This window comes from Erwinia sp. ErVv1, from assembly GCF_900068895.1.
Lineage (GTDB): Bacteria > Pseudomonadota > Gammaproteobacteria > Enterobacterales > Enterobacteriaceae > Erwinia.
Window position 1 is genome coordinate 1,522 of record NZ_CDPK01000013.1, and the last position, 20,374, is coordinate 21,895.

A 20,374-nucleotide genomic window follows, 5' to 3' on the forward strand; every position below is an offset into this window, starting at 1 on the left:
AGCGCCGATGGTAGTGTGGGGTCTCCCCATGCGAGAGTAGGGAACTGCCAGGCATCAATTTAGACCAGTACGCTGGTCATGACCACTCCGGTGACACGGAATGGGTGAAACACCTGATACCAGAAGCAACATTCTGGATTCAGTACAGAATCGGTGGAGCGGTAGTTCAGTTGGTTAGAATACCTGCCTGTCACGCAGGGGGTCGCGGGTTCGAGCCCCGTCCGTTCCGCCNACAGAATCGGTGGAGCGGTAGTTCAGTTGGTTAGAATACCTGCCTGTCACGCAGGGGGTCGCGGGTTCGAGCCCCGTCCGTTCCGCCACTTATCATTAGACCCTGAGTCATCTGACTCAGGGTTTTTTTGTATGCGAAAAAAGCCATCACAAGACAGACAGTGGCTTCTCATCAATATTTGTTTACTGACAATCCAGTCTTATTAGCATGCTCCGATTGAAACTAAGCCCCAAAGCCCTTATAACATCATTACGGCATATATTATTCAGCAGTCATTAAAACCAGGCGGGTAGCGTGCGTAAAAAGACCTATGCCATGAGATATGTAGCAGGGCAGCCAGCGGAGCGTATATTCCCGCCTGGTGCCATGCTGCACGTCGGAAAGGCATTACCGCCCGGAGCCCCTTTGACCGCAGACTCTTCGCTGCGCGTACTGGTATGGAATATCTTCAAGCAGCAGCGCGCTGACTGGCTTTCGGTTCTGCAGAATTTCGGTAAAGATGCTCACCTTGTACTTTTGCAGGAGGCCCAGACCACCCCGGAACTGGTGCGCTTTGCTACAAGCAATTACCTGGCTGCCGATCAGGTCCCCGCCTTTTCTCTGCCGCAGCATCCATCGGGCGTAATGACGCTGGCATCAGCGCATGCGGTTTACTGCTGCCCACTGCGCGAACGTGAACCTTTACTTCGGTTATCAAAGTCCGCGCTGGTTACCGCTTACCCATTGCCCAATGAGCAAATGCTGATGGTGGTGAATATTCATGCTGTTAACTTCAGCTTAGGTGTTGATGTCTACAGCAAGCAGCTGGGCCCGATAGGTGAACAAATCATCCACCATAAGGGGCCTGTCATCATGGCGGGTGATTTTAATGCCTGGAGCCGTCAGCGTATTTACGCTTTGTATAATTTCGCCAGGGACATGGGGCTGAAAGAGGTCAGTTTTACCGACGATCACCGGCGCAAAGCCTTTGGTCGGCCATTAGACTTCGTATTTTACCGCGACATGAGAGTGACTGAAGCCACCGTGCTTGTCACCCGCGCCTCCGATCACAATCCGCTACTCGTTGAATTCACTCCCAGCAGGCCTGTGCTTCTATAAGAATGTTCTGCCTGCTATCAGGGCAGGCACCTCCCGCGTTCTGCCCATCATTTCAACAATAAAAAGGAAATTCGCGTCATGGCAAAACATCATCACGATCACGTTGAAAAGCAATTTGGCGACCAGGCCAGCGCTTATCTGACAAGTGCTGTACACGTGAGCGGTAGCGATCTGATCAGGCTTGGGGAACGTTTGTCTGCTGAGAAAGATGCCTCAGTGCTTGATCTGGGCTGTGGCGGTGGGCATGCGAGCTATGCGGCAGCCCGGCATGTTTCGAGCGTGGTTGCTTATGACCTCTCAGAAAAAATGCTTGCGGTGGTAAATGAGGCAGCGAAGGAGCAGGGCTTAACGAACTTAACCACTCAGTGGGGGTATGCAGAACAGCTCCCCTTTGAGGACGAACAGTTTGATATTGTCATCAGTCGCTACTCTGCACATCACTGGCACGACGTAGGAAGTGCAATGCGCGAAGTGAAGCGCGTACTCAAGCCCGGCGGGAAGGTGATCTTTATGGACGTCAGCGCGCCGGGGAACGCCGTACTGGATATCTGGCTGCAAACCGTTGAGGCCCTGCGCGATACGTCTCATGTGCGGGATTACGCGCCGGGGGAGTGGCTCACGATGTTCACCGAGGCTGGCCTTGCTATCACAGCGGTTAGCCATGACCGACTGGAGCTTGAGTTTTCAAGCTGGACAGAACGAATGCGCACGCCGCCGTTGATGATTGAAGCCATCCGCGCTTATCAGCAATCGGCTTCTGAAGATGTGCAGCGCTATTACGCGCTGAAGCCAGATGGAAGCTTCAGCACTGATACTCTCTTTATCGAGGCAGTGAAGCGGTAGTTCAAAGGGCAGGGACCTGGAATCTGTAGCCAGGGAGCAGGAATAAAAAAAAGCCAATCATCAGATTGGCTTTTTTATTGTTGAGTGAGCTTAGCTGTCAGGCGTGGCGCTGTTATTAACAAACAGCGTCAGCTTATCGCCGGGCTGAATGTTTTTACTGCCGCTGCTATTCCAGCGCATCACATCCTGCATTTCAACGCCATGGCGCTTTGCAATGCTGGCCAGAGAATCACCTTTGCGAACCTGATAGGTGATGCTGTTGCCATTATCGGCCAGTTTAGCTGCGTTTCCGCTGCTGCCCAGGCTTAGCGTTTGTCCCGGCTTAATGTTGCCGCCACGGATGTTATTAGCACGCTGTAGGTCCGCCATCGACACGTTCAGGCGCTTTGCAATACCCGACAGGGTATCGCCACTGCGGACTTTGTACGACGCTGTAGCGGTATTGCTCGCCAGCGCAACGTTCTGAACAGCGGCAATGTCGCCGGTTGCCAGAGAGTTACGCAGCTGCGCCACGTTCGACTTTGGCACCATAATGTAGTGGGGGCCGGTAGGTCCCGTACTACTGCGCTTATAACCCGCGTTAAAGCTTTTTAACTTACTCAGTGACATGCCAGCCATTTCGGCCGCCTGCGTCAGCTCTATCGGCTGCCCAACTTCAACCCGTGCCAGAGCCCGCGTTTCGTTCGGCTTCGGCAACTGGATACCGTACCGCTTATTATTCTTAAGCAACTCGCCAAGCGCCAGCATTTTAGGCACGTAGATCGTCGTTTCCCTGGGCAGAGAAAGAGACCAGAAATCCGTAGGCTTCCCGCGGGATTTATTGGCTTTCATCGCCTTCAGAACGCGACCTTCACCACTGTTGTAAGCGGCAATGGTCAGTAACCAGTCGCCGCCAAACATGCGGTTCATCCGCTCCATCATATCCAGCGCCACTTTGGTTGAAGCCACGACGTCACGTCGTCCATCATACCACTGTGTCTGCTTCAGACCGTAGTTACGCCCCGTCTGCGGTACTATCTGCCAGATGCCCGCGGCATTAGCAGTTGAAGTTGCATGGGGATCAAAAGCGCTCTCCACTATGGGTAGTAGTACCAGTTCCATCGGCATTTTACGTTGCTTAATCTGCTCGACAATCCAGTACATATACGGCTCTGCCCGTAATGTTACATCGTGGAGATAGCTCTTGTTTCTTAAGTATTTTTGTTTTTGTTCGCGTATCCGGGGATTATCCGGAACCTTCATCTTCAGCTCGTCGCCAATGAAATTCCATAGATCCTGATCTTGCGTAAGGCGGGTCCCATCGTCCTGCCAGCGCGGTGATAAAAGTCGATCTGCATCATTTGAATTATCATTTTGACCCGCTGAAGACAAACTCTGTGCATGCTGTTCCGGTACGTTGGCGTCATGTTGTGACGCCTGGCACCCCACCAGCAAGACCGAGGCGAAAAATATCGCTATAGCCTTCATGTGTGTGTCAATTTGTCGCTTAAAAGACGAGCAACTATACGTGCATGGCTAAACCAATACAACCCGAAAATCAAAAATTGTCTTTCTTCTCGCGTAGAGTCGCAAAAACCTGCCATTCATGTTGTGGAGATGTTTCATAACCAAGAGTTCTTTGTAAATCAGTATCTTGAGTGCGTAGGAAAATATTTATTTTCCTCTCATTACCCAGCGTTACGGGCAAGGTTACCCTGTTTTTCGCTCGTAACTCCTTAATTTGCTGGTAATACCGATCTATTTCAACATCCTGAGGTAAAACGGCATGGGCAAACTTCATATTCGATAAAGTATACTCATGTGCGCAACATATTAGTGTATTTTCGGGGAGCTTGTTAAGCTTTTGAAAAGATTCATACATTTGCCTTGGTGTGCCTTCGAACAGCCGCCCGCAGCCGCCGGAAAAGAGCGTATCCCCACAGAAAAGGTAAGGGTGACTGAAATATGAGATATGTCCTAAAGTATGGCCCGGCGTATGATAAATACTAAATTCGCAGCCCAAAATAGCGACCTTATCACCCTCTCCAACCAGCACATTTGCCCCTTTATCGCGCGTTTCCTCTGGGCCATATACCGGCAGATCGGGGTATGTTTTAAGAAGTTCTTTTACGCCGCCAACGTGGTCATGGTGATGATGAGTTAAAAGAATGGCGACCGGCTGCCAGCTGTTTTTTTCCAGCGCCGCCAGTACCGGTGCCGCTTCGCCTGGATCCACAATCAGACACTGTCCTTCTTCGTTACTTAATGACCAGATGTAGTTGTCCTGAAATGCCGGAATGCTGGTAAGATTCATCATCGCCTCGTTTAATGGCCGAAATGGAAAGAAGATGGTAAAGCATGAAGCCTGCTAAAACACGCCAAATTCGTCATGCGCCACACTCCTGGGCGGAAATGCCATGGGGAGAATTTTATCGTGATGCGCTCACGTCACACCTCCAGCCCTGTCTTGCGCGGATTTACGGCTTCCATTTGCTAAAAGTGGGCGATCTCAGCGCAGAAATCGATACCAGCCACTGCGCGATATCCCATCAGGTAAATGTCGGACTGTATGGTGAGCGGTTGCAGGTGCAGGCCGATCCGATGAGCCTGCCGTTTGAATCGAAATCCGTGGATGCCTGCCTGTTGGCCCACTGCCTGGCATGGAGTAGCGATCCGCACCGCGTTCTGCGGGAGGTGGACAGGGTGCTGATTGACGATGGCTGGATAATTATCAGCGGCTTTAACCCATTCAGCGTGCTGGGCATTGGGAAACTTGTTCCCGGCCTGGGCCGCCGCATTCCGTGGAACAGTCGCATGTTTACCCAAATGCGGCTGATGGACTGGCTAAGCCTGCTTAATTATGAAGTGGTCCAGCGGACGCGGTTCCAGGTACTGCCATGGAACCGCCAGGGAGGAAAGACCATCAGTACGCATTTTCCTGCGCTGGGCTGTTTAAGCATTATTGTGGCGCGCAAGCGTACCTTTCCCCTGACCCTGAACCCGGCGAAAAAGGCCGCGGCAGCACGGCGAATCAGCGCCGCTGTCGGCGCAACCCGCCAGTTCCACTCGCGGCATCGCGATCAGGATCCAGACTGATAGCCAATATCTTCGAAGGCCGGACTACCGGCTGCCGCACGCGCCAGTTCGTCACAGCGCTCATTTTCAACATGACCGGCGTGGCCCTTAACCCATTCCCATTTAATCTGGTGATGGCTTAACGCGGCGTCGAGCCTTTTCCACAGATCGACGTTTTTGACCGGCTTTTTATCCGTGGTTTTCCAGCCACGCTTTTTCCAGTTATGGATCCAACTGGTGATCCCCTGGCGAACATACTGACTGTCGGTACTCAGCACCACTTCACACTGCTCGCTGAGGGCCTCAAGCGCGACGATTGCGGCCATCAACTCCATGCGGTTATTGGTGGTTAAAAAATATCCTGAGCTGAAGGTTTTTTCGTGCTTACCGTAGCGTAAAATAGCGCCATAACCACCCGGGCCGGGGTTGCCCAGGCACGACCCATCGGTGAAAATTTCTACCTGCTTAGGCATCTCTGGTAGACTCCCTGCTGAAAAATGCTAAGTCTGACATAAACGGGTCCTATGAGCACAGTAAATACAACGCGTCAGATTGTTCTCGATACTGAAACCACCGGTATGAACATGATCGGGGTGCACTACGAAGGGCATCGCATCATTGAAATTGGTGCCGTTGAGGTAGTGAACCGCCGTCTGACCGGCAATAACTATCATGTTTACCTCAAGCCGGACCGGCTGGTCGATCCTGAGGCATTTGGCGTCCACGGGATTGCGGATGAATTTCTCGCTGATAAACCTGCGTTTGCGGATATTGCGGATGAGTTTCTCGCCTATATCGACGGCGCGGAGCTGGTCATCCATAACGCCTCGTTTGATATCGGCTTTATGGACTATGAGTTTTCAAAGCTTGGCCGGGATATCCCGAAGACCAGCACCTTCTGTAAGGTCACGGACAGCCTGGCGATGGCGCGCAAGCTGTTTCCCGGTAAGCGAAACAGCCTTGATGCCCTCTGTTCACGCTATGAAATAGACAACACCCGACGAACGCTTCACGGCGCGCTGCTGGACGCCGAAATTCTCGCCGAAGTCTTTCTGACCATGACCGGCGGCCAGACGTCGCTGACTTTCTCAATGGAAGGAGAGCGTCAGCAGCAGGCCAGTGGCGACACCATCCACCGTATCGCGCGTCCTGCTTCCGGGCTGCGGGTCGTGGCGGCCACGGACGAAGAGATCGCCGCCCACGAATCGCGTCTTGATTTGGTTATGAAGAAGGGCGGAAGCTGTCTCTGGCGGGCCTGACGCGTGCTGAAGAGATTATGTGTGAAAAACGCGCAGTCGGTGGCAGGCCGGTAGAAAAAGCGTTGACGACCGCAGCGCCTCACCGTAATATTCGCTCCGTTCCCGACGGGGAACAAAGCGCGGAGCGGTAGTTCAGTTGGTTAGAATACCTGCCTGTCACGCAGGGGGTCGCGGGTTCGAGCCCCGTCCGTTCCGCCAAGTATCCAGAAAGCCTGATTCAGTAATGAATCAGGCTTTCGTCGTTTATAACCGCCCGTTATTCTGTTACTTCTTACCGACGGCAACCCGACCGGAAAACCCCTCAGCCTGAGCTACACGATCTTCGCGTGCCAGCCAGCGATAGCACCCGGCTGACATCAGTGCGCCAATAAACCAGCTAAAGTTTGCCACTTCGTGCAGCCCCGGCGTAAAGCCAATTGCCAGACCAATCAGCACGGAGGGTATCAGTGCCGCAATGGCTTTCGGATTAAACCCGCCGCGATACCAGTACTTTCCTCCGGGAGAGTCATCAAACAGATCATCTACAGAAATCTCTCCACGCTTAATGATATAGAAATCACAGAGCAGAATACCAAATAGCGGGCCGATAAAAGCGCCCAGAACGTCCAGCGTATAGTGGATAAGCTCCGGTGACTGGAAAAGGTTCCACGGCGTGAGTAGCACAGAGCCTACCGCCGCGATCATCCCACCGGTGCGGAAGCTGATTTTTTGCGGGGAGCAATTAGAGAAATCGAAAGCGGGCGAGACAAAGTTAGCGACAATGTTAATACCAATGGTGGCGGTAATCATCGTTAGCAGCCCTATCGCGACGGCTAAATCGCTCCCCACCCGGCTGACGGTTTCGATGGGATCGGTGATCATGCGGCCAAACAGCGACTGGGTGCCGGAGACGATAACCACGGTGACCACGGAGAACAGCAGGAAATTAAACGGCAGGCCCCAGCGGTTACCCCGACGGATCTCACCCATACTTTTGCCGTAACGAGAGAAATCACCAAAATTCAGCAGCGGGCCGGAGAAATAGGAAACGACCAGCGCGCTGGCGGTAATCATCTTCCATACCTGCTCACCCGCCGAAAGCTGCTTACTCGCGAGCGTCAGCGTAATGCCGCTAAAGCCGGTCTTGTATACAATCCATCCTGCTAACGACAGCATAACGACATAGACCGCAGGCCCCGCGATATCAATAAAGCGCTTAATGGCGCTCATACCGTGCCAGAAGACCAGGGCCTGAGCGACCCACATAATGCCGAAGCAGCACCAGCCCAGCGTGGAAAGGCCCAGCCAGGCGGTATGGGTTAGCGGTGCCAGCGCGGGCCAGAACTTAAGCGTAACCAGCATCAGGGCATTAGCCGCCAGCCAGGTCTGGATCCCGTACCAGGCGAAAGCGATCAGCCCGCGGATCACTGCCGGAATATTTGCGCCGAATACGCCGAATGCCTGTCGACAAATGACCGCATAGGGCACGCCTGCTATCTGGCTGGGGCGGGCCACCAGGTTAGCAAAAATCTGCACAATGCAAATCCCCACCAGCAGGCATAGCAGCACCTGCCAGCTTGCCAGACCGAGCGTAAAGAAGCTGGCGGCCACGACATAGCCTCCCATGCTGTGCACATCCGACATCCAGAAAGAAAAAATATTGTACCAGCTCCAGTTTTGATCGCGGGTAGGTGCCAGATCTTCGTTACACAGGCGTGGACTGTAATGCGCCTGATTTGCCGCGCGGGATGTGTTAGTTGCGCTCTGGTGGGTTATTGGCATGAAAGCTGCTCCTCTTATTTCGCTCTGCATGTATTCGGAATGAAGAGGACGTTGCAGCTTTCGGGCCAAAGGTGATTTTTGTATACAATAATTTAAATGAGTGTGTACGATAATCCGCACTATTTGACATCGGGTGGAGTGGTTAATGAAGAGTGACAGCGGCTTTGAAACAGCCCCGGAGCAACAGGATAAGGATGAATTTATCTATCAGGCGCTGATGTCGGCGATGGTTGAGCATCAGCTGCCGCCGGGAAGCAAACTGCCGGAAGAGGCACTTTCAGAGGTTTTTGGCGTCAGCCGTACCGGCATCCGTCAGGTGCTCCAGCGCCTTGCGGCAGTGCAAATGATTGTACTGACGCCCCGGCGTGGTGCACAGGTGGCCTTACCCTCGGCGGAGGAAGCGAAGGAGATTCTGCATACGCGATCCCTTATTGAGTGTGCCAATCTGCCGGAGGTAGTGGAGCGCTGTCAGTCAACGCATCTGGTGGCGCTGGAGAAGATCAACCATGCTGAACAGCAGGCACATAAGGATCGCGACGGCCCGGCCGCTATTCGTCTTTCCGCTGACTTTCATATTAATCTACAGGCTATCTCCGGAAATCAGGTACTGACCGACATGGTCACCCGCCTTACTCAGCGATCTTCGCTGGTTATCGCTGCCTGGGGTGCGCCCTGGCAGCAGGGGTGCCGCTGCGACGATCACGATCGGCTGATTGAGCTGATGAGAAAAAAAGCGCTGGCTCCCCTTACTGACGCATTACAGCAACACTTTGCACATATTCTGGCCAGTCTGCGCTTTGCACCCGCAGGCGAAGCGACACTGGATTTCGCCAAAATATTCTCAGCGAAAGGGGAGAAATAATGGCGGCACAGCAGATTATCCAGGTGATTAACCCTAATACCAGCGCAGCCATGACCCACACTATCGCTCAGGCTGCAAGGGCCGTCGCGGCTTCTGAAACTACGATTGTCGCGGTCTGTCCCTCGCAGGGCGTGCCTTCTATTGAGGGGCATTTTGACGAAGCCGTTGCGGCTATTGGGGTGCTTGAGCAGATCAAGGCAGGCCGTGAACAGGGGGTTTCGGGGCACGTGATTGCCTGTTTTGGCGATCCGGGACTGCTGGCCGCACGAGAGCTGGCAAGCGGACCCGTGGTGGGTATTGCCGAAGCGTCGATGCATATGGCAACGCTGATCGCCACGCGTTTTTCAATTGTGACGACGTTGCCGAGAACCGTCATCATCGCGCGACATTTGCTGCGTCAGTACGGTTTTGAGCATCATTGTAGCGCGGTGCACGCCATCGATCTGCCGGTGCTCACGCTTGAGGATGGCAGCGGGCTCGCGCAGGAAAAGGTGCGTGAACGTTGTATACAGGCGATGCAGCAGGACGGTAGCGGTGCCATTGTGCTGGGCTGCGGCGGCATGAGCAACCTCGCGCAGGCGCTGACGCGTGAATTGGGGATACCGGTTATCGACGGCGTCAGCGCAGCCGTAAAAATGGTGGAATCGCTGGTGGCACTGGGACTCTCCACCAGCAAACACGGTGATTTAGACTATCCGGTTCAGAAAAACCTGTCGGGTCAGTTTCAGCATCTAAACTAGTGTTACGTCAGCCCGATAACAGGACTCCGACTATGAGTGATGTCAGCGATAAAAAAGAGTACGGTTTTAATAAAAACTATCCTCGCGACCTGCGCGGCTATGCGGGCCATCCTCCGCATGCGGCCTGGCCGGATCAGGCAAAGATCGCCGTACAGTTTGTGCTGAACTACGAAGAAGGCGCGGAAAATAACGTACTGCACGGCGACACCGGTTCCGAGCAGTTTCTCTCGGATATTATCGGTGCGGCGAGCTATCCTGAGCGCCATATGTCGATGGACTCACTTTACGAATATGGCTCACGCGCGGGTTTCTGGCGCATCCATAATGAGTTCCAAAAGCGCGGCCTTCCGCTAACGGTATTCGGCGTGGCGATGGCGCTGGCGCGACACCCTGAAATTGTAGAAGCCATCAGGGAGGCGGATTACGACGTGGTAAGCCATGGCTGGCGCTGGATCCATTATCAGGCGATGGATGCCAAAACCGAACGCCAGCATATGCAACAGGCGGTCGATACGCTGACCGATCTGTTTGGTAAAGCGCCCACCGGCTGGTACACCGGTCGGGACAGCCCCAATACGCGCAGGCTGGTGGTCGAGCAGGGCTGTTTTACCTACGATAGCGATTATTACGGGGACGATCTGCCGTTCTGGACTCAGGTCACCTGTCAGGATGGTACTGTAAAACCCCACCTGGTCATTCCCTATACCCTGGAAACCAATGATATGCGTTTTGCCACGCCGCAGGGATTCAATACGGCGGAACAGTTCTATACCTATCTTAAGGACAGCTTTGACGTCCTTTATGAAGAGGGTGAGACATCACCGAAGATGCTCTCCATCGGTATGCACTGTCGCCTGCTGGGGCGGCCCGGGCGCTTCAAAGCGCTACAGCGTTTCCTGGACTATATCCAGCAGCATGAAAGGGTGTGGATTTGTACCCGGCAGCAGATTGCCGAACACTGGATAACCACGCATCCTCAGCCCTGATTGGCCGCCGCCTGGCGACGCCGCCCAACACTGCGCGACCTCTGAATGATTCCTGGTGATACTTTCCCCGGTTCCGTCTGGATCCGGGGCGTAAACGATGCAGGCTGCATACAGTTGCAGTTAAATTGCATAAATAAGGCTAATAGAAAGATATTTATTTTTAAAATTTATTAAAATATAAATAATTCAACAGGTTGTATGGAACCTTATCAGGCGGGAAATTCACCCCATTGCTTGAACCCGTAAACGAAAAGTGCCATCATTAGCCTATACTCTGTTAGCCATCACCATCTTCTCCTGAGGCCCTGCCATGAAAGGTTTTATGCTGAATACCAGCATCACACCACCTCTTTCAGCATCATGTGCGTGCCGCTCCGTTAGCCACAACTCATTGAACACATCGCTCACCATGCGGTGAAGCTTTCGTACGCTTGACTACGGCCATCAGTAAAAACAGGCGTGACCTGATTTTACTGATGTCTGTTGGTCGAAGCGGGATCCGTTCTGCTGATAACCGACCTGACATTTCCGCCGGGTGAAGGTCTTTGCCTTTTCCTATTGCTGTGCCTCTGGCACCCACTCATCCTTGACCGCTGGGGATTTGTGTTATGACACCACTGAAAATTGCAGCCAGCACGACTGTGGCTATCCACCTCCAGACCGGACGCGAAGTCGTCACCCTGGATAATACTGACTTTACCGATGTGGCTGCGGTGGTCGTCTCCGTTTCCGATTCGCGCAGCGGCGTGCTGAAGCTGCTTAAGCTTACCGGCTTTAACCTGCCGGTATTTATTGCGCTGGATGATGCCGGACAGGCGCAGGATCTGCCCGAAGTAACCGGTCTGCTTACCGGGGCGGACACCGATGCATCGCTGCTGGAGGCAGCCGCCGCGGATTATCAGGCACGACTGCTGCCGCCTTTTTTCCAGACGCTGACCAAGTATGTCGCGATGGATAACACCACCTTTGCCTGCCCTGGCCATCAGGGCGGCGCATTCTTCAAAAAACACCCGGCGGGACGCCAGTTCTATGATTTTTTCGGCGAGAATCTCTTCCGCGCCGATATGTGCAACGCCGATGTGAAGCTCGGCGACCTGCTGATCCACGAAGGGTCGGCCAAGCATGCGCAGAAATTTGCCGCCCGCGTTTTTAACGCGGACAAAACCTACTTCGTATTAAACGGTACCTCCAGCGCCAATAAAGTGGTGACCAATGCGCTGCTGACCCGGGGCGATTTAGTGCTGTTCGATCGTAATAATCACAAATCGAACCATCATGGTGCGCTGATTCAGGCCGGTGCGACACCGGTTTATCTGGAAACGGCCCGCAATCCGTTTGGCTTTATTGGTGGTATCGATGCGCACTGCTTCAGTGAAGACTACCTGCGCAGACAGATCAAAGAGGCTGCGCCGGAGCGGGAAAATGACGCGCGTCCGTTCCGCCTTGCGGTGATCCAGCTGGGCACCTATGACGGCACCGTCTACAACGCCCGGAAGGTGATCGACAGCATTGGCCACCTGTGCGACTACATCCTTTTCGACTCAGCCTGGGTAGGTTATGAGCAGTTTATTCCGGTCATGGCGGCCTGTTCACCGCTGCTGCTTGAACTGAACGAAAACGACCCCGGCATTTTTGTCACTCAGTCCGTGCATAAACAGCAGGCGGGCTTTTCTCAGACCTCACAGATCCATAAAAAAGATAATCATATTCGCGGGCAGCAGCGCTTTTGCAGCCATAAACGCCTGAACAATGCCTTTATGCTTCATGCCTCCACCAGCCCGTTTTACCCACTGTTTGCGGCGCTGGATATCAACGCTAAAATGCATCAGGGTGAAGCCGGGCGTCGGTTATGGCACGAATGCGTGACGCTGGGGATTGAGGCGCGGAAGGCGATACTCGCCAGCTGCGAGATGATAAAGCCCTTTATTCCTGACGAAGTGGATGGGCGGCCCTGGCAGGATGCGCCGACGGAAACCATCGCGAAAGACGTGCGCTATTTTAGCTTTGCCCCGCGCGCCGCCTGGCATGGGTTTATGGGGTATGAGAAAGATCAGTATCTGGTGGATCCCTGTAAGCTGCTGCTCACCACGCCGGGGATTGACGCCGCCAGCGGGCGCTACGCCGCCTTCGGTATTCCTGCCACCATTTTGGCAAACTATCTGCGTGAGAACGGCGTGGTGCCGGAAAAATGCGATCTCAATTCGATTCTGTTTCTGCTCACCCCGGCGGAGAGTCGCGAGAAAATGGCGCGGCTGGTTTCAAAACTGGTGCAGTTTGAACAGCATATCAGGGAGGATGCGCTGCTGCGGGATGTACTGCCGACCATCTACCGTAAAAATGCCGCCCGCTATGAAGGGTATACGCTGCGTCGTCTGTGTCAGGAGATGCACGAGCTGTACGTCAGCTATGAGGTGAAGGATCTGCAGAAAGCGATGTTCCGCCAGGAGAGTCTGCCGAAGGTGGTAATGAATCCGCAGGATGCCAACAGAGAGTTCATTCGCGGCAACGTTGAGCTGGTGCCGATTGCTCAGGCCGCAGGACGAATTGCCGCGGAAGGCGCACTCCCTTATCCCCCGGGGGTGCTGTGTGTCGTTCCGGGCGAAGTGTGGGGCGGGGCGGTACAGCGTTACTTCCTGGCGCTACAGGAGGGGCTGAATCTGCTGCCGGGCTTTTCGCCCGAGCTACAGGGGGTGTATGCCGAAGCGGACGAGCAGGGCATTAAACATCTTTATGGCTATATGATAAACGCCTGACGTGTTAACAGGAGCCGGCTTTACCGGCTCCTGTTACGCGTTAAGAGGCCGCCAGCGTGCCGGATTCTTCGCGTGCCTGGCGGACAATAGCTTTGGCAATCCATTTGCCAATGTCCTCCAGCTGCTTATCATCGCAGCCCCAGATATCCTTCATCACCAGAAAGATCTCCGATCCGTAAACCAGCGACAGCGCCTGAATCACGCGCTCCACCATCTCGGGTGGCAGTTCGCCGTTAAGGGGTTCGACCACGTGTGCCAATAGCGCCTTGCGATTCCCCCTGACCAGTTTCTCTTTGCCAGGCTTGCTGAACGACTGTGACTGTGCCCACTGCGTCAGTGAAAGATGCAGGGCCGCGCGCAGCGTTCCTTCATGCTGTAACATCCGTGGAAAGGCGAAGGTCAGCAATTCATCAATACGCTCGCTGGCTTCCGTACGCGTGGGACGCCAGCTTTTCATCGGACTCAGGGTTTCAGTGACGATGGCGGAAACCAGCGCACTCTGCGTCGGAAAATAACGATAGGCGGTCGCGCGGGAGAGCTGGGCCTCCTGCGCCACTTCCGTAATGGATGGAAATGCGCCGTTGTCGAACATTCTCATGGCTGTTTCGATCAATAAGCGACGCGTTCTGGCACGTGTGGCGGTCAATGACTTAACACCAGCGGGATCCCTTTGCTCCACAAAAAACCTCATATTTACGGTTAATTCTGCTTGTTATTCAAGCAATTGACAAGAGACGTGCCGGGTAACGACGTCATCTCCCACCTGACCCAAAGCATAGGCCCGTTAGTAGTTTAGCTAACATCTTCGTGAGACGCACATTCCATTCAATTGATTTACCATTGATTTAAGTGATACTGTTATCTCATAGCGTCGAATATGAGCATGTCTTAGTGGTTATTTGCGTTAAATTGTCGTCTAATCAAGTCTTTAATTGAAGTGATAACAGGGTGTTGTTACGACTATGAATAAAATATCAGGTTTTGTCTATGCCGTCGCAACGGCAGATACTAAAGGAAGGGAACTGTTTTATGTCAGCAGGGCCGTGGCTAAAACCGGTGTTAGAGTGGTTACGGTAGATTTGTCGACGCAAACGGGTCAGGCCCCGTCGACCGCTGATTTCCCACCGGAGCTGATTGCTGATTTTCATCCCGATGGCCGGGATGCCGTTTTCTGCGGCGATCGGGGAAAAGCAATTGACGCAATGGCACTGGCATTTACGCGTTTTCTCAGCAAGCGCAGCGACCTGCTGGGCGTTATTGGCCTGGGAGGATCGGGAGGGACGGCATTAATCACGCCGGCGATGCAATCTTTGCCTGTGGGGGTGCCTAAAGTGATGGTCTCCACCATGGCTTCCGGCGATATCTCTGGCTATATCGGATCCAGCGACATCAGCATGCTCTATTCGGTCACCGATGTGGCGGGGCTGAATCGCATTTCTCGTCGGGTGTTAAGCAATGCCGCCCATCAGATAGCCGGAGCGGTGCTCTTTGATGAAGAGGAGGAAAATGCAGGCAAACCCGCGCTTGGGCTGACGATGTTCGGCGTAACCACCGGATGTATACAGCAGGTGAGTGATGAGCTGGAGTCGGACTATGATTGTCTGGTTTTCCATGCAACCGGCAGCGGCGGCAATGCGATGGAAAAACTGACCGACAGCCGTATGCTTTCAGGCCTGCTCGATCTGACCACGACTGAAGTGTGCGATCTGCTATTCGGTGGGGTACTGGCGTGTGCCCCGACGCGTTTTGATGCACTGATCAAAACCGGTGTCCCCTGCGTTATGTCCTGTGGGGCACTGGATATGGTTAACTTTGGCCCGGCCTCGACGGTGCCAGAGAAATACGCCGACCGGCTTTTTTATCACCATAACGCCCAGGTAACGCTGATGCGTACCACGCCTGCGGAAAACGTGGCGATGGCAAAATGGATCGCGGCGAAATTAAACCGCTGTCAGGGCGATCTGACGTTCCTGATCCCGGCAGGCGGGTTTTCTGCGCTGGATCGGGAAGGAGAGCCATTCTGGTCTCCGGAGGCCGATCTGGCCTTTACCACCACCCTGGAAGCTGAGCTGCTGCAAACCGAACGCCGCAGGATAATTCATCTTCCATGGAATATTAACGATCCACAATTTGCCCGGGCCGCGGTTAAACATTTTCGCGCCCTCGCTGAAAAGGAGTTCTGATGATGGCTTTTACACGACAGGAAATACTCACAAAATTTAACGATATGATTGCGCGCCGCGAGCCAATAGTGGGCGGTGGCGCGGGAACGGGACTATCAGCCAAGTGCGAAGAGGCGGGTGGCATTGATCTGATCGTTATTTACAACTCTGGCCGTTATCGCATGGCCGGACGGGGTTCGCTGGCGGGGCTGCTTGCATACGGAAATGCCAATGAGATCGTGGTCGACATGGCGAAGGAAGTCCTGCCGGTGGTGAAGAAAACCCCGGTGCTGGCCGGCGTGAACGGCACCGATCCCTTCTGTCAGTTCGATCGCTTTCTGGACGAGCTGAAGGCGCTGGGCTTTTCAGGCGTACAGAACTTCCCAACCGTCGGCCTGATTGACGGCAACTTCCGCGCTAATCTCGAAGAGACGGGCATGGGCTACGGGCTGGAGGTGGAGATGATCCGCCTTGCGCATCAGAAGGGGATGCTGACCACGCCCTATATTTTCAGCGCGGACGATGCCAGGGCAATGACCGGGGCAGGAGCCGACATTGTGGTTGCCCATATGGGGCTGACAACCGGTGGGAATATTGGTGCGGAAACGGCCTTTACCTTAGCCGACTGCGTACCGCTGATTAATCAGTGGGCAGAGGCCGCAAAAGCGGTCAGGCAGGACGTGATCCTGCTGTGTCACGGCGGTCCTATCGCCACGCCGGAGGATGCGCAGTACATTCTGCAAAACTGCCCGCTGTGCGACGGTTTTTACGGTGCCAGCTCAATGGAACGTCTGCCAACCGAGGTGGCACTGACTGAAACCACCCGGAAATTCAAAGAGCTGGTTCGGTAAGCTGCGGGTACAGGAAACAACGCGGCGGGTGCAAACCACGCCGCCGCGCATGTTAATAGCGGTGATAACCCTTCTGCGCGTTGCTGACCTTATACAGGTAGCGGCGGGACTCGGCAGAGGGGTGATTCGTCGCCAGCGTCTGGTAAACCTGGGAAGGGGACATGCTGTTAATCGTGCTAAACGCCCGATTTTTGTCGCTTGAAAATACCCGCAGCACGCTTCCTGCGCCACCATTGTAAGCGGTAATCACCGCATAGCGCCGCGAGACAGGATCGTTAATGCCTGCCAGATAGCTTCCCTGTAGCAGCGACAGATAGGCCGTACCGGCATCAATATTGTTCTCCGGATCCAGCAGGTAGCTGCGGCTAGGCTTGCCCCATTTCCCCTTCATGCGGAACACGTCCACCCCGGCGGTATGCTGTACTACCTGCATCAGGCCAAGCGCATCAGCGTGGCTCACGGCGTAGGGGTTGAAGCTCGATTCAATCTGCATGATCGCCAGGATTAGCGACTGATCGACGCCATATTTCGCTGCGGCTTCACGCACCAGCGGGAGATATTTATGCGCGCGCTTATCCAGATGGTTAGGCACCATCGGGATGGTGACCGACCAGATCACGTGCAGGCCGGAAGTGCGGCGCTGAAGCTTATTCTGAATCAGGTAGTCGGCGAAGCTGGCTGCGCGTCCCTGCCAGCGTATGGCCTGCCCGGCGTTGTCCAGCACCTGCCCGTAAAGCAGCGGCTCTTTACCGAGCTGGATGTCATTCGCGTCCGAGTAGAGATCGACGTTACCCGGATCTTCCCCGATCAAAAGCGTGGTGATAATTGCCTGACGCAGGCTGGCCATCGGATCGGTTCCGGCGATGGTCTCAATGGTGATGGAACCCGCGTCAAAGTTAATATGGCTGCGCGTGTAATATTGATCGCTGTATTTTACGTAGTCCTTTGGACCGGCGATCAGTACCTCGTTAATGCCCCAAATATTCTCAATATTATGGGCAAACTGGCCCATTAAAATATCGAATCCATTCGTGTCCTTAACCCATTCTTCATGAAAAATGGGCTTTTTGTTGCTGGAGCAGGAAATCAACAACGGTGCAATCACCAGCAGGCCGATCAGTTTCTTATTCATTTTGTCGTGCTACGCCCAAATTGAGAGGGCCTCATCTTTGAGGCCCAACGATTATTCTTCTGGCGGGGTATAACCTTCGATATGCACATCGTGCCCCTCAAACAGGAATTTCACCATCTCCTGCTCAAGCTGCTTACGGTCTTCCGGGTTCATCATGCTGAGTTTTTTCTCGTTGATAAGCATCGTTTGTTTGCTCATCCACTGTGCCCAGGCTTCTTTGGAAATCTCAGTATAAATGCGCTTACCCAGCTCGCCCGGATAGAGCTGGAAATCCTGTCCCTCGGCGTCTCGTTGCAGGAACGTACAAAAAATGGTTCTGCTCATTACTCTTCCTCTTCTGTCGCGCGAATGCTCAGCGCTGTGTGTTGTGGCTGACGCAGCTGCTGTAGCAGGCGTTCCACCGGGGCGGCCAGCCCGACGGACGGCGGCTGCGCTAAGTTATACCAGAGACCTGCGCCTTCATCCATTGCTGCGCCTGTGGATGTCACCTCCAGCCATACCGGTACGATATCCAGATGAAAATGGCTGAAGGTGTGGCGGAAGGAGATGCCCTGTTGCAGCCCGCTGCCATCAATGCGGCGTTCGCTCAGCCAGCGCTCCAGCTCGGGTAGCGTGGTAAATTGTGGAAAGCAAAAAAGCCCTCCCCACAGCCCCACCGGTGGGCGCTGCTCCAGCCAGACGCCGCTGCCGCGCTGCATCATCAGCATCCAGCCGGTTCTTTCCGGCAGCGTCTGCCTGGGTTTTTTTCCGGGGTAGCTTGCCCAGCTGCCGTTGGCATACGCCACGCAGCTGAGGTTCAGCGGGCAGATCTCGCATTTAGGCCGGGAGCGGGTACAGACCGTTGCTCCCAGGTCCATCATCGCCTGATTAAACTGGCTCACTCCATCCGCTGGCGTGACCTCTTCACTGATCTGCCACAGGCGTTTCTCCACCTCTTTTTTACCCGGCCAGCCCGGAACGGCATAGCAGCGTGCCAGCACGCGCTTGACGTTGCCGTCCAGTATCGGGAAATGCAAACCCAGCGCCAGCGAAAGGATAGCCCCGGCAGTGGAGCGCCCAATGCCGGGCAGCGCCGCGACCTCCTCAAAGGTTTCGGGGAACACGCCCACATGCTTTTCTGCCACCACATTGGCGGCTTTATGCAGGTTTCTGGCTCGCGCATAATAACCGAGGCCGGTCCACAGATGCAGGACTTCATCAAGCGGCGCATGGGCCAGGTCGGTAATTGTCGGGAAACGCGCCATAAAGCGCTGAAAGTACGGGATGACCGTCGCCACCTGGGTCTGCTGTAGCATCACTTCTGAAAGCCACACTTTATAGGGCGTTTTTTCCAGCTGCCACGGCAACGTTTTACGTCCAAAGCGCTGATACCAGTCCAGTACCCTTCGCTCGAACTGCGGCGCTTGCATCATGTTTAACAGTTTTCCCGGATAAGTGAATTCAGGCTGGGATTCCAGCACAGACCAACTATGCTGTAAACCGGAAGTTACCGGGGCTTGCTTAAAGGCTGTAACTTTGCATAATGCCCGTTTTCCAGATATTGCAGACCAGCAGGCAAAAAGATGAATAATGATGTGATTTCACCGGAGTTTGATGAAAACGGTCGGCCAATGCGCCGTATCCGCAGCTTCGTCCGCCGTCAGGGGCGGCTGACTAAAGGGCAGGAGCACGCGCTGGAACACTTCTGGCCCATTATGGGTGTGGAATATCAGCCAGAACCTATCGATCTGGTGAGCCTGTTTGGTCGCGATGCACCGGTGGTACTGGAAATTGGCTTCGGCATGGGTTCCTCGCTGGTGGAGATGGCTAAAGCTAATCCGCAGCAGAATTTTCTCGGAATTGAGGTTCACTCTCCCGGCGTGGGTGCCTGCCTGAGCAGCGCACATGAAGCGGGCGTGGAGAATCTTCGCGTGATGTGCCACGATGCGGTAGAGGTGCTGGAAAAGATGATCCCGGATAATGCGCTGCGTATGGTGCAGCTGTTTTTCCCGGATCCCTGGCATAAAGCCCGGCACAACAAGCGCCGCATCGTCCAGGCCCCCTTCGCAGAGCTGGTTATGCGTAAGCTGAAGCTGGGCGGCGTGTTCCATATGGCCACCGACTGGGAAGCCTATGCGGAACACATGCTGGAGGTGATGAACAGCATTGCGGGAAGTAAAAACCAGTCCACAACGGATAACTTTGTACCGCGGCCTGAGTCGCGTCCGTTAACTAAATTTGAGCAGCGTGGTCAGCGTCTCGGCCACGGTGTTTGGGATCTGATGTTTGAGAGGATTAAATAATGGCTACCCATCGCAGTCGTCGCTTGCGTAAAAAGATGCATATTGATGAGTTTCAGGAACTGGGTTTCTCTGTCGGTTTCACCTTTCCCCAGGGCGCTACCGAGCAAACCATTGATTCCACGGTGGATGCACTGATTGAAGAGGCTATCGATCCTAATGGCCTGGCGTTTGACGGCAGTGGTTATCTGCAGTGGGAGGGCTTAATTTGCCTGCAGCAAACCGGCAAATGTACCGAAGCGCACCGCGAGCTGGTACGCAAATGGCTGGAAGAGCGCAAGCTGGAAAACGTTAAGGTCACCGAACTTTTCGACGTCTGGTGGGACTAACCTCTGCAAGCTGAACCACAGGCGGTCATCTGT

At 54.3% G+C, this 20,374-nt stretch carries 19 protein-coding genes, 3 tRNA genes and 1 pseudogene; 15 read left to right on the forward strand and 8 right to left on the reverse strand.

Going from position 1 to position 20,374, the window contains the following annotated elements:
- The first annotated feature begins 155 nt into the window (after positions 1 to 155).
- The 4 genes from A1830_RS16380 to A1830_RS16395 all read left to right on the forward strand — a co-directional run bounded on the left by A1830_RS16380 (position 156) and on the right by A1830_RS16395 (position 2,173).
- Positions 156 to 229, forward strand: a tRNA-Asp gene (locus A1830_RS16380).
- Positions 230 to 243: 14 nt separating this feature from the next.
- Positions 244 to 320 (forward strand) — tRNA-Asp (locus A1830_RS16385).
- A gap of 206 nt (positions 321 to 526) precedes the next feature.
- On the forward strand, positions 527 to 1,330 hold the full coding sequence (locus A1830_RS16390) for an endonuclease/exonuclease/phosphatase family protein (RefSeq protein WP_067708732.1): 804 nt from the start codon (positions 527 to 529) through the stop codon (positions 1,328 to 1,330).
- Positions 1,331 to 1,408: 78 nt separating this feature from the next.
- The gene (locus A1830_RS16395) at positions 1,409 to 2,173 is read left to right on the forward strand and encodes a class I SAM-dependent methyltransferase (protein WP_067708735.1); all 765 of its coding nucleotides are present in this window, start codon (positions 1,409 to 1,411) and stop codon (positions 2,171 to 2,173) included.
- Positions 2,174 to 2,263: 90 nt separating this feature from the next.
- Here A1830_RS16395 and mltD read toward each other — a convergent pair whose 3' ends face one another.
- Positions 2,264 to 3,640, reverse strand: a complete 1,377-nt coding sequence (mltD, locus tag A1830_RS16400) for a murein transglycosylase D (protein WP_067708738.1) — start codon at positions 3,638 to 3,640, stop codon at positions 2,264 to 2,266.
- 70 nt (positions 3,641 to 3,710) lie between these two features.
- Positions 3,711 to 4,466 carry a hydroxyacylglutathione hydrolase gene (gene gloB / locus A1830_RS16405; RefSeq protein WP_067708742.1) on the reverse strand — a complete coding sequence of 252 codons (756 nt, stop codon included), beginning with the start codon at positions 4,464 to 4,466 and terminating at the stop codon, positions 3,711 to 3,713.
- A 44-nt stretch (positions 4,467 to 4,510) separates the two neighbouring features.
- Between gloB and A1830_RS16410 the strand changes: the two genes are divergently transcribed.
- On the forward strand, positions 4,511 to 5,248 hold the full coding sequence (locus A1830_RS16410) for a class I SAM-dependent methyltransferase (protein ID WP_067708745.1): 738 nt from the start codon (positions 4,511 to 4,513) through the stop codon (positions 5,246 to 5,248).
- On the opposite strand, the pseudogene rnhA reads toward A1830_RS16410, so the two are convergent.
- Positions 5,233 to 5,759: pseudogene (gene rnhA, locus A1830_RS16415) on the reverse strand (ribonuclease HI). The gene A1830_RS16410 and the pseudogene rnhA overlap by 16 nt on opposite strands.
- On the opposite strand from rnhA, the gene dnaQ reads away from it, so the two are divergent.
- Both dnaQ and A1830_RS16425 read left to right on the forward strand, forming a co-directional pair.
- A complete protein-coding gene (gene dnaQ, locus A1830_RS16420; RefSeq protein WP_067708752.1) occupies positions 5,752 to 6,486 on the forward strand; it encodes a DNA polymerase III subunit epsilon in 735 nt (244 codons plus the stop codon). The pseudogene rnhA and the gene dnaQ sit on opposite strands and share 8 nt — an antisense overlap.
- 121 nt (positions 6,487 to 6,607) lie before the next feature.
- Positions 6,608 to 6,684: transfer RNA gene (locus A1830_RS16425), tRNA-Asp, on the forward strand.
- A gap of 66 nt (positions 6,685 to 6,750) precedes the next feature.
- On the opposite strand, the gene A1830_RS16430 is transcribed toward A1830_RS16425, so the two are convergent.
- Positions 6,751 to 8,247 (reverse strand): NCS1 family nucleobase:cation symporter-1, encoded by a 1,497-nt coding sequence (locus tag A1830_RS16430; RefSeq protein WP_067708756.1) that lies wholly within the window; start codon positions 8,245 to 8,247, stop codon positions 6,751 to 6,753.
- A 145-nt stretch (positions 8,248 to 8,392) separates the two neighbouring features.
- Between A1830_RS16430 and A1830_RS16435 the strand changes: the two genes are divergently transcribed.
- The 4 genes from A1830_RS16435 (at position 8,393) to A1830_RS16450 (ending at position 13,588) form a co-directional block, all read left to right on the forward strand.
- Entirely contained in the window at positions 8,393 to 9,109 is a 717-nt protein-coding gene (locus A1830_RS16435; RefSeq protein WP_067708760.1) for a GntR family transcriptional regulator, read from the forward strand.
- Complete coding sequence (gene hpxA, locus A1830_RS16440; RefSeq protein ID WP_156485024.1) at positions 9,109 to 9,849, forward strand: allantoin racemase; 741 nt, start codon at positions 9,109 to 9,111, stop codon at positions 9,847 to 9,849. Before A1830_RS16435 ends, hpxA begins: the two co-directional genes overlap by 1 nt.
- A gap of 32 nt (positions 9,850 to 9,881) precedes the next feature.
- Positions 9,882 to 10,835 (forward strand): allantoinase PuuE, encoded by a 954-nt coding sequence (gene puuE, locus A1830_RS16445; protein WP_067708766.1) that lies wholly within the window; start codon positions 9,882 to 9,884, stop codon positions 10,833 to 10,835.
- Between the two features lie 608 nt (positions 10,836 to 11,443).
- Positions 11,444 to 13,588 carry an ornithine decarboxylase gene (locus tag A1830_RS16450; RefSeq protein ID WP_067708773.1) on the forward strand — a complete coding sequence of 715 codons (2,145 nt, stop codon included), beginning with the start codon at positions 11,444 to 11,446 and terminating at the stop codon, positions 13,586 to 13,588.
- 40 nt (positions 13,589 to 13,628) lie between these two features.
- On the opposite strand, the gene A1830_RS16455 is transcribed toward A1830_RS16450, so the two are convergent.
- Positions 13,629 to 14,279: a TetR/AcrR family transcriptional regulator gene (locus A1830_RS16455; protein ID WP_067708776.1), complete on the reverse strand. Its 651-nt coding sequence runs from the start codon at positions 14,277 to 14,279 to the stop codon at positions 13,629 to 13,631.
- A 280-nt stretch (positions 14,280 to 14,559) separates the two neighbouring features.
- Between A1830_RS16455 and A1830_RS16460 the strand changes: the two genes are divergently transcribed.
- Together A1830_RS16460 and A1830_RS16465 are read left to right on the forward strand one after the other, a co-directional pair.
- Positions 14,560 to 15,771, forward strand: coding sequence for a Tm-1-like ATP-binding domain-containing protein (locus tag A1830_RS16460; protein ID WP_369815718.1), 1,212 nt, complete (start codon positions 14,560 to 14,562; stop codon positions 15,769 to 15,771).
- Positions 15,771 to 16,601: a phosphoenolpyruvate hydrolase family protein gene (locus A1830_RS16465; protein ID WP_067708782.1), complete on the forward strand. Its 831-nt coding sequence runs from the start codon at positions 15,771 to 15,773 to the stop codon at positions 16,599 to 16,601. The genes A1830_RS16460 and A1830_RS16465 overlap by 1 nt, the downstream gene beginning before the upstream one ends.
- 52 nt (positions 16,602 to 16,653) lie before the next feature.
- On the opposite strand, the gene mltC is transcribed toward A1830_RS16465, so the two are convergent.
- Genes mltC through mutY form a run of 3 tightly spaced genes read right to left on the reverse strand, consistent with a single transcriptional unit; the run spans position 16,654 to position 19,145 of the window.
- Positions 16,654 to 17,733 (reverse strand): membrane-bound lytic murein transglycosylase MltC, encoded by a 1,080-nt coding sequence (gene mltC / locus A1830_RS16470; RefSeq protein WP_067708785.1) that lies wholly within the window; start codon positions 17,731 to 17,733, stop codon positions 16,654 to 16,656.
- A 51-nt stretch (positions 17,734 to 17,784) separates the two neighbouring features.
- Positions 17,785 to 18,057: an oxidative damage protection protein gene (locus tag A1830_RS16475; RefSeq protein WP_067708788.1), complete on the reverse strand. Its 273-nt coding sequence runs from the start codon at positions 18,055 to 18,057 to the stop codon at positions 17,785 to 17,787.
- Positions 18,057 to 19,145: an A/G-specific adenine glycosylase gene (gene mutY, locus A1830_RS16480; protein WP_067709024.1), complete on the reverse strand. Its 1,089-nt coding sequence runs from the start codon at positions 19,143 to 19,145 to the stop codon at positions 18,057 to 18,059. The genes A1830_RS16475 and mutY overlap by 1 nt, the downstream gene beginning before the upstream one ends.
- A gap of 150 nt (positions 19,146 to 19,295) precedes the next feature.
- On the opposite strand from mutY, the gene trmB reads away from it, so the two are divergent.
- Both trmB and A1830_RS16490 read left to right on the forward strand, forming a co-directional pair.
- Positions 19,296 to 20,015 carry a tRNA (guanosine(46)-N7)-methyltransferase TrmB gene (gene trmB / locus A1830_RS16485; protein WP_067708791.1) on the forward strand — a complete coding sequence of 240 codons (720 nt, stop codon included), beginning with the start codon at positions 19,296 to 19,298 and terminating at the stop codon, positions 20,013 to 20,015.
- On the forward strand, positions 20,015 to 20,341 hold the full coding sequence (locus tag A1830_RS16490; protein WP_067708794.1) for a YggL family protein: 327 nt from the start codon (positions 20,015 to 20,017) through the stop codon (positions 20,339 to 20,341). Before trmB ends, A1830_RS16490 begins: the two co-directional genes overlap by 1 nt.
- The last annotated feature ends 33 nt before the right edge of the window (positions 20,342 to 20,374 follow it).

Excerpts from the sequence above, each read along its gene's own strand:
- puuE (WP_067708766.1), top strand. The coding sequence starts at position 9,882 with ATGAGTGATGTCAGCGATAAAAAAGAGTACGGTTTTAATAAAAACTAT.
- A1830_RS16465 (WP_067708782.1), top strand. The coding sequence starts at position 15,771 with ATGATGGCTTTTACACGACAGGAAATACTCACAAAATTTAACGATATG.
- A1830_RS16450 (WP_067708773.1), top strand. The coding sequence starts at position 11,444 with ATGACACCACTGAAAATTGCAGCCAGCACGACTGTGGCTATCCACCTC.
- A1830_RS16410 (WP_067708745.1), top strand. The coding sequence starts at position 4,511 with ATGAAGCCTGCTAAAACACGCCAAATTCGTCATGCGCCACACTCCTGG.
- mltD (WP_067708738.1), bottom strand. The coding sequence starts at position 3,640 with ATGAAGGCTATAGCGATATTTTTCGCCTCGGTCTTGCTGGTGGGGTGC.
- A1830_RS16395 (WP_067708735.1), top strand. The coding sequence starts at position 1,409 with ATGGCAAAACATCATCACGATCACGTTGAAAAGCAATTTGGCGACCAG.
- hpxA (WP_156485024.1), top strand. The coding sequence starts at position 9,109 with ATGGCGGCACAGCAGATTATCCAGGTGATTAACCCTAATACCAGCGCA.
- mutY (WP_067709024.1), bottom strand. The coding sequence starts at position 19,145 with ATGATGCAAGCGCCGCAGTTCGAGCGAAGGGTACTGGACTGGTATCAG.
- mltC (WP_067708785.1), bottom strand. The coding sequence starts at position 17,733 with ATGAATAAGAAACTGATCGGCCTGCTGGTGATTGCACCGTTGTTGATT.
- A1830_RS16435 (WP_067708760.1), top strand. The coding sequence starts at position 8,393 with ATGAAGAGTGACAGCGGCTTTGAAACAGCCCCGGAGCAACAGGATAAG.
- dnaQ (WP_067708752.1), top strand. The coding sequence starts at position 5,752 with ATGAGCACAGTAAATACAACGCGTCAGATTGTTCTCGATACTGAAACC.
- A1830_RS16475 (WP_067708788.1), bottom strand. The coding sequence starts at position 18,057 with ATGAGCAGAACCATTTTTTGTACGTTCCTGCAACGAGACGCCGAGGGA.
- A1830_RS16430 (WP_067708756.1), bottom strand. The coding sequence starts at position 8,247 with ATGCCAATAACCCACCAGAGCGCAACTAACACATCCCGCGCGGCAAAT.
- trmB (WP_067708791.1), top strand. The coding sequence starts at position 19,296 with ATGAATAATGATGTGATTTCACCGGAGTTTGATGAAAACGGTCGGCCA.
- gloB (WP_067708742.1), bottom strand. The coding sequence starts at position 4,466 with ATGAATCTTACCAGCATTCCGGCATTTCAGGACAACTACATCTGGTCA.
- A1830_RS16490 (WP_067708794.1), top strand. The coding sequence starts at position 20,015 with ATGGCTACCCATCGCAGTCGTCGCTTGCGTAAAAAGATGCATATTGAT.
- A1830_RS16455 (WP_067708776.1), bottom strand. The coding sequence starts at position 14,279 with ATGAGGTTTTTTGTGGAGCAAAGGGATCCCGCTGGTGTTAAGTCATTG.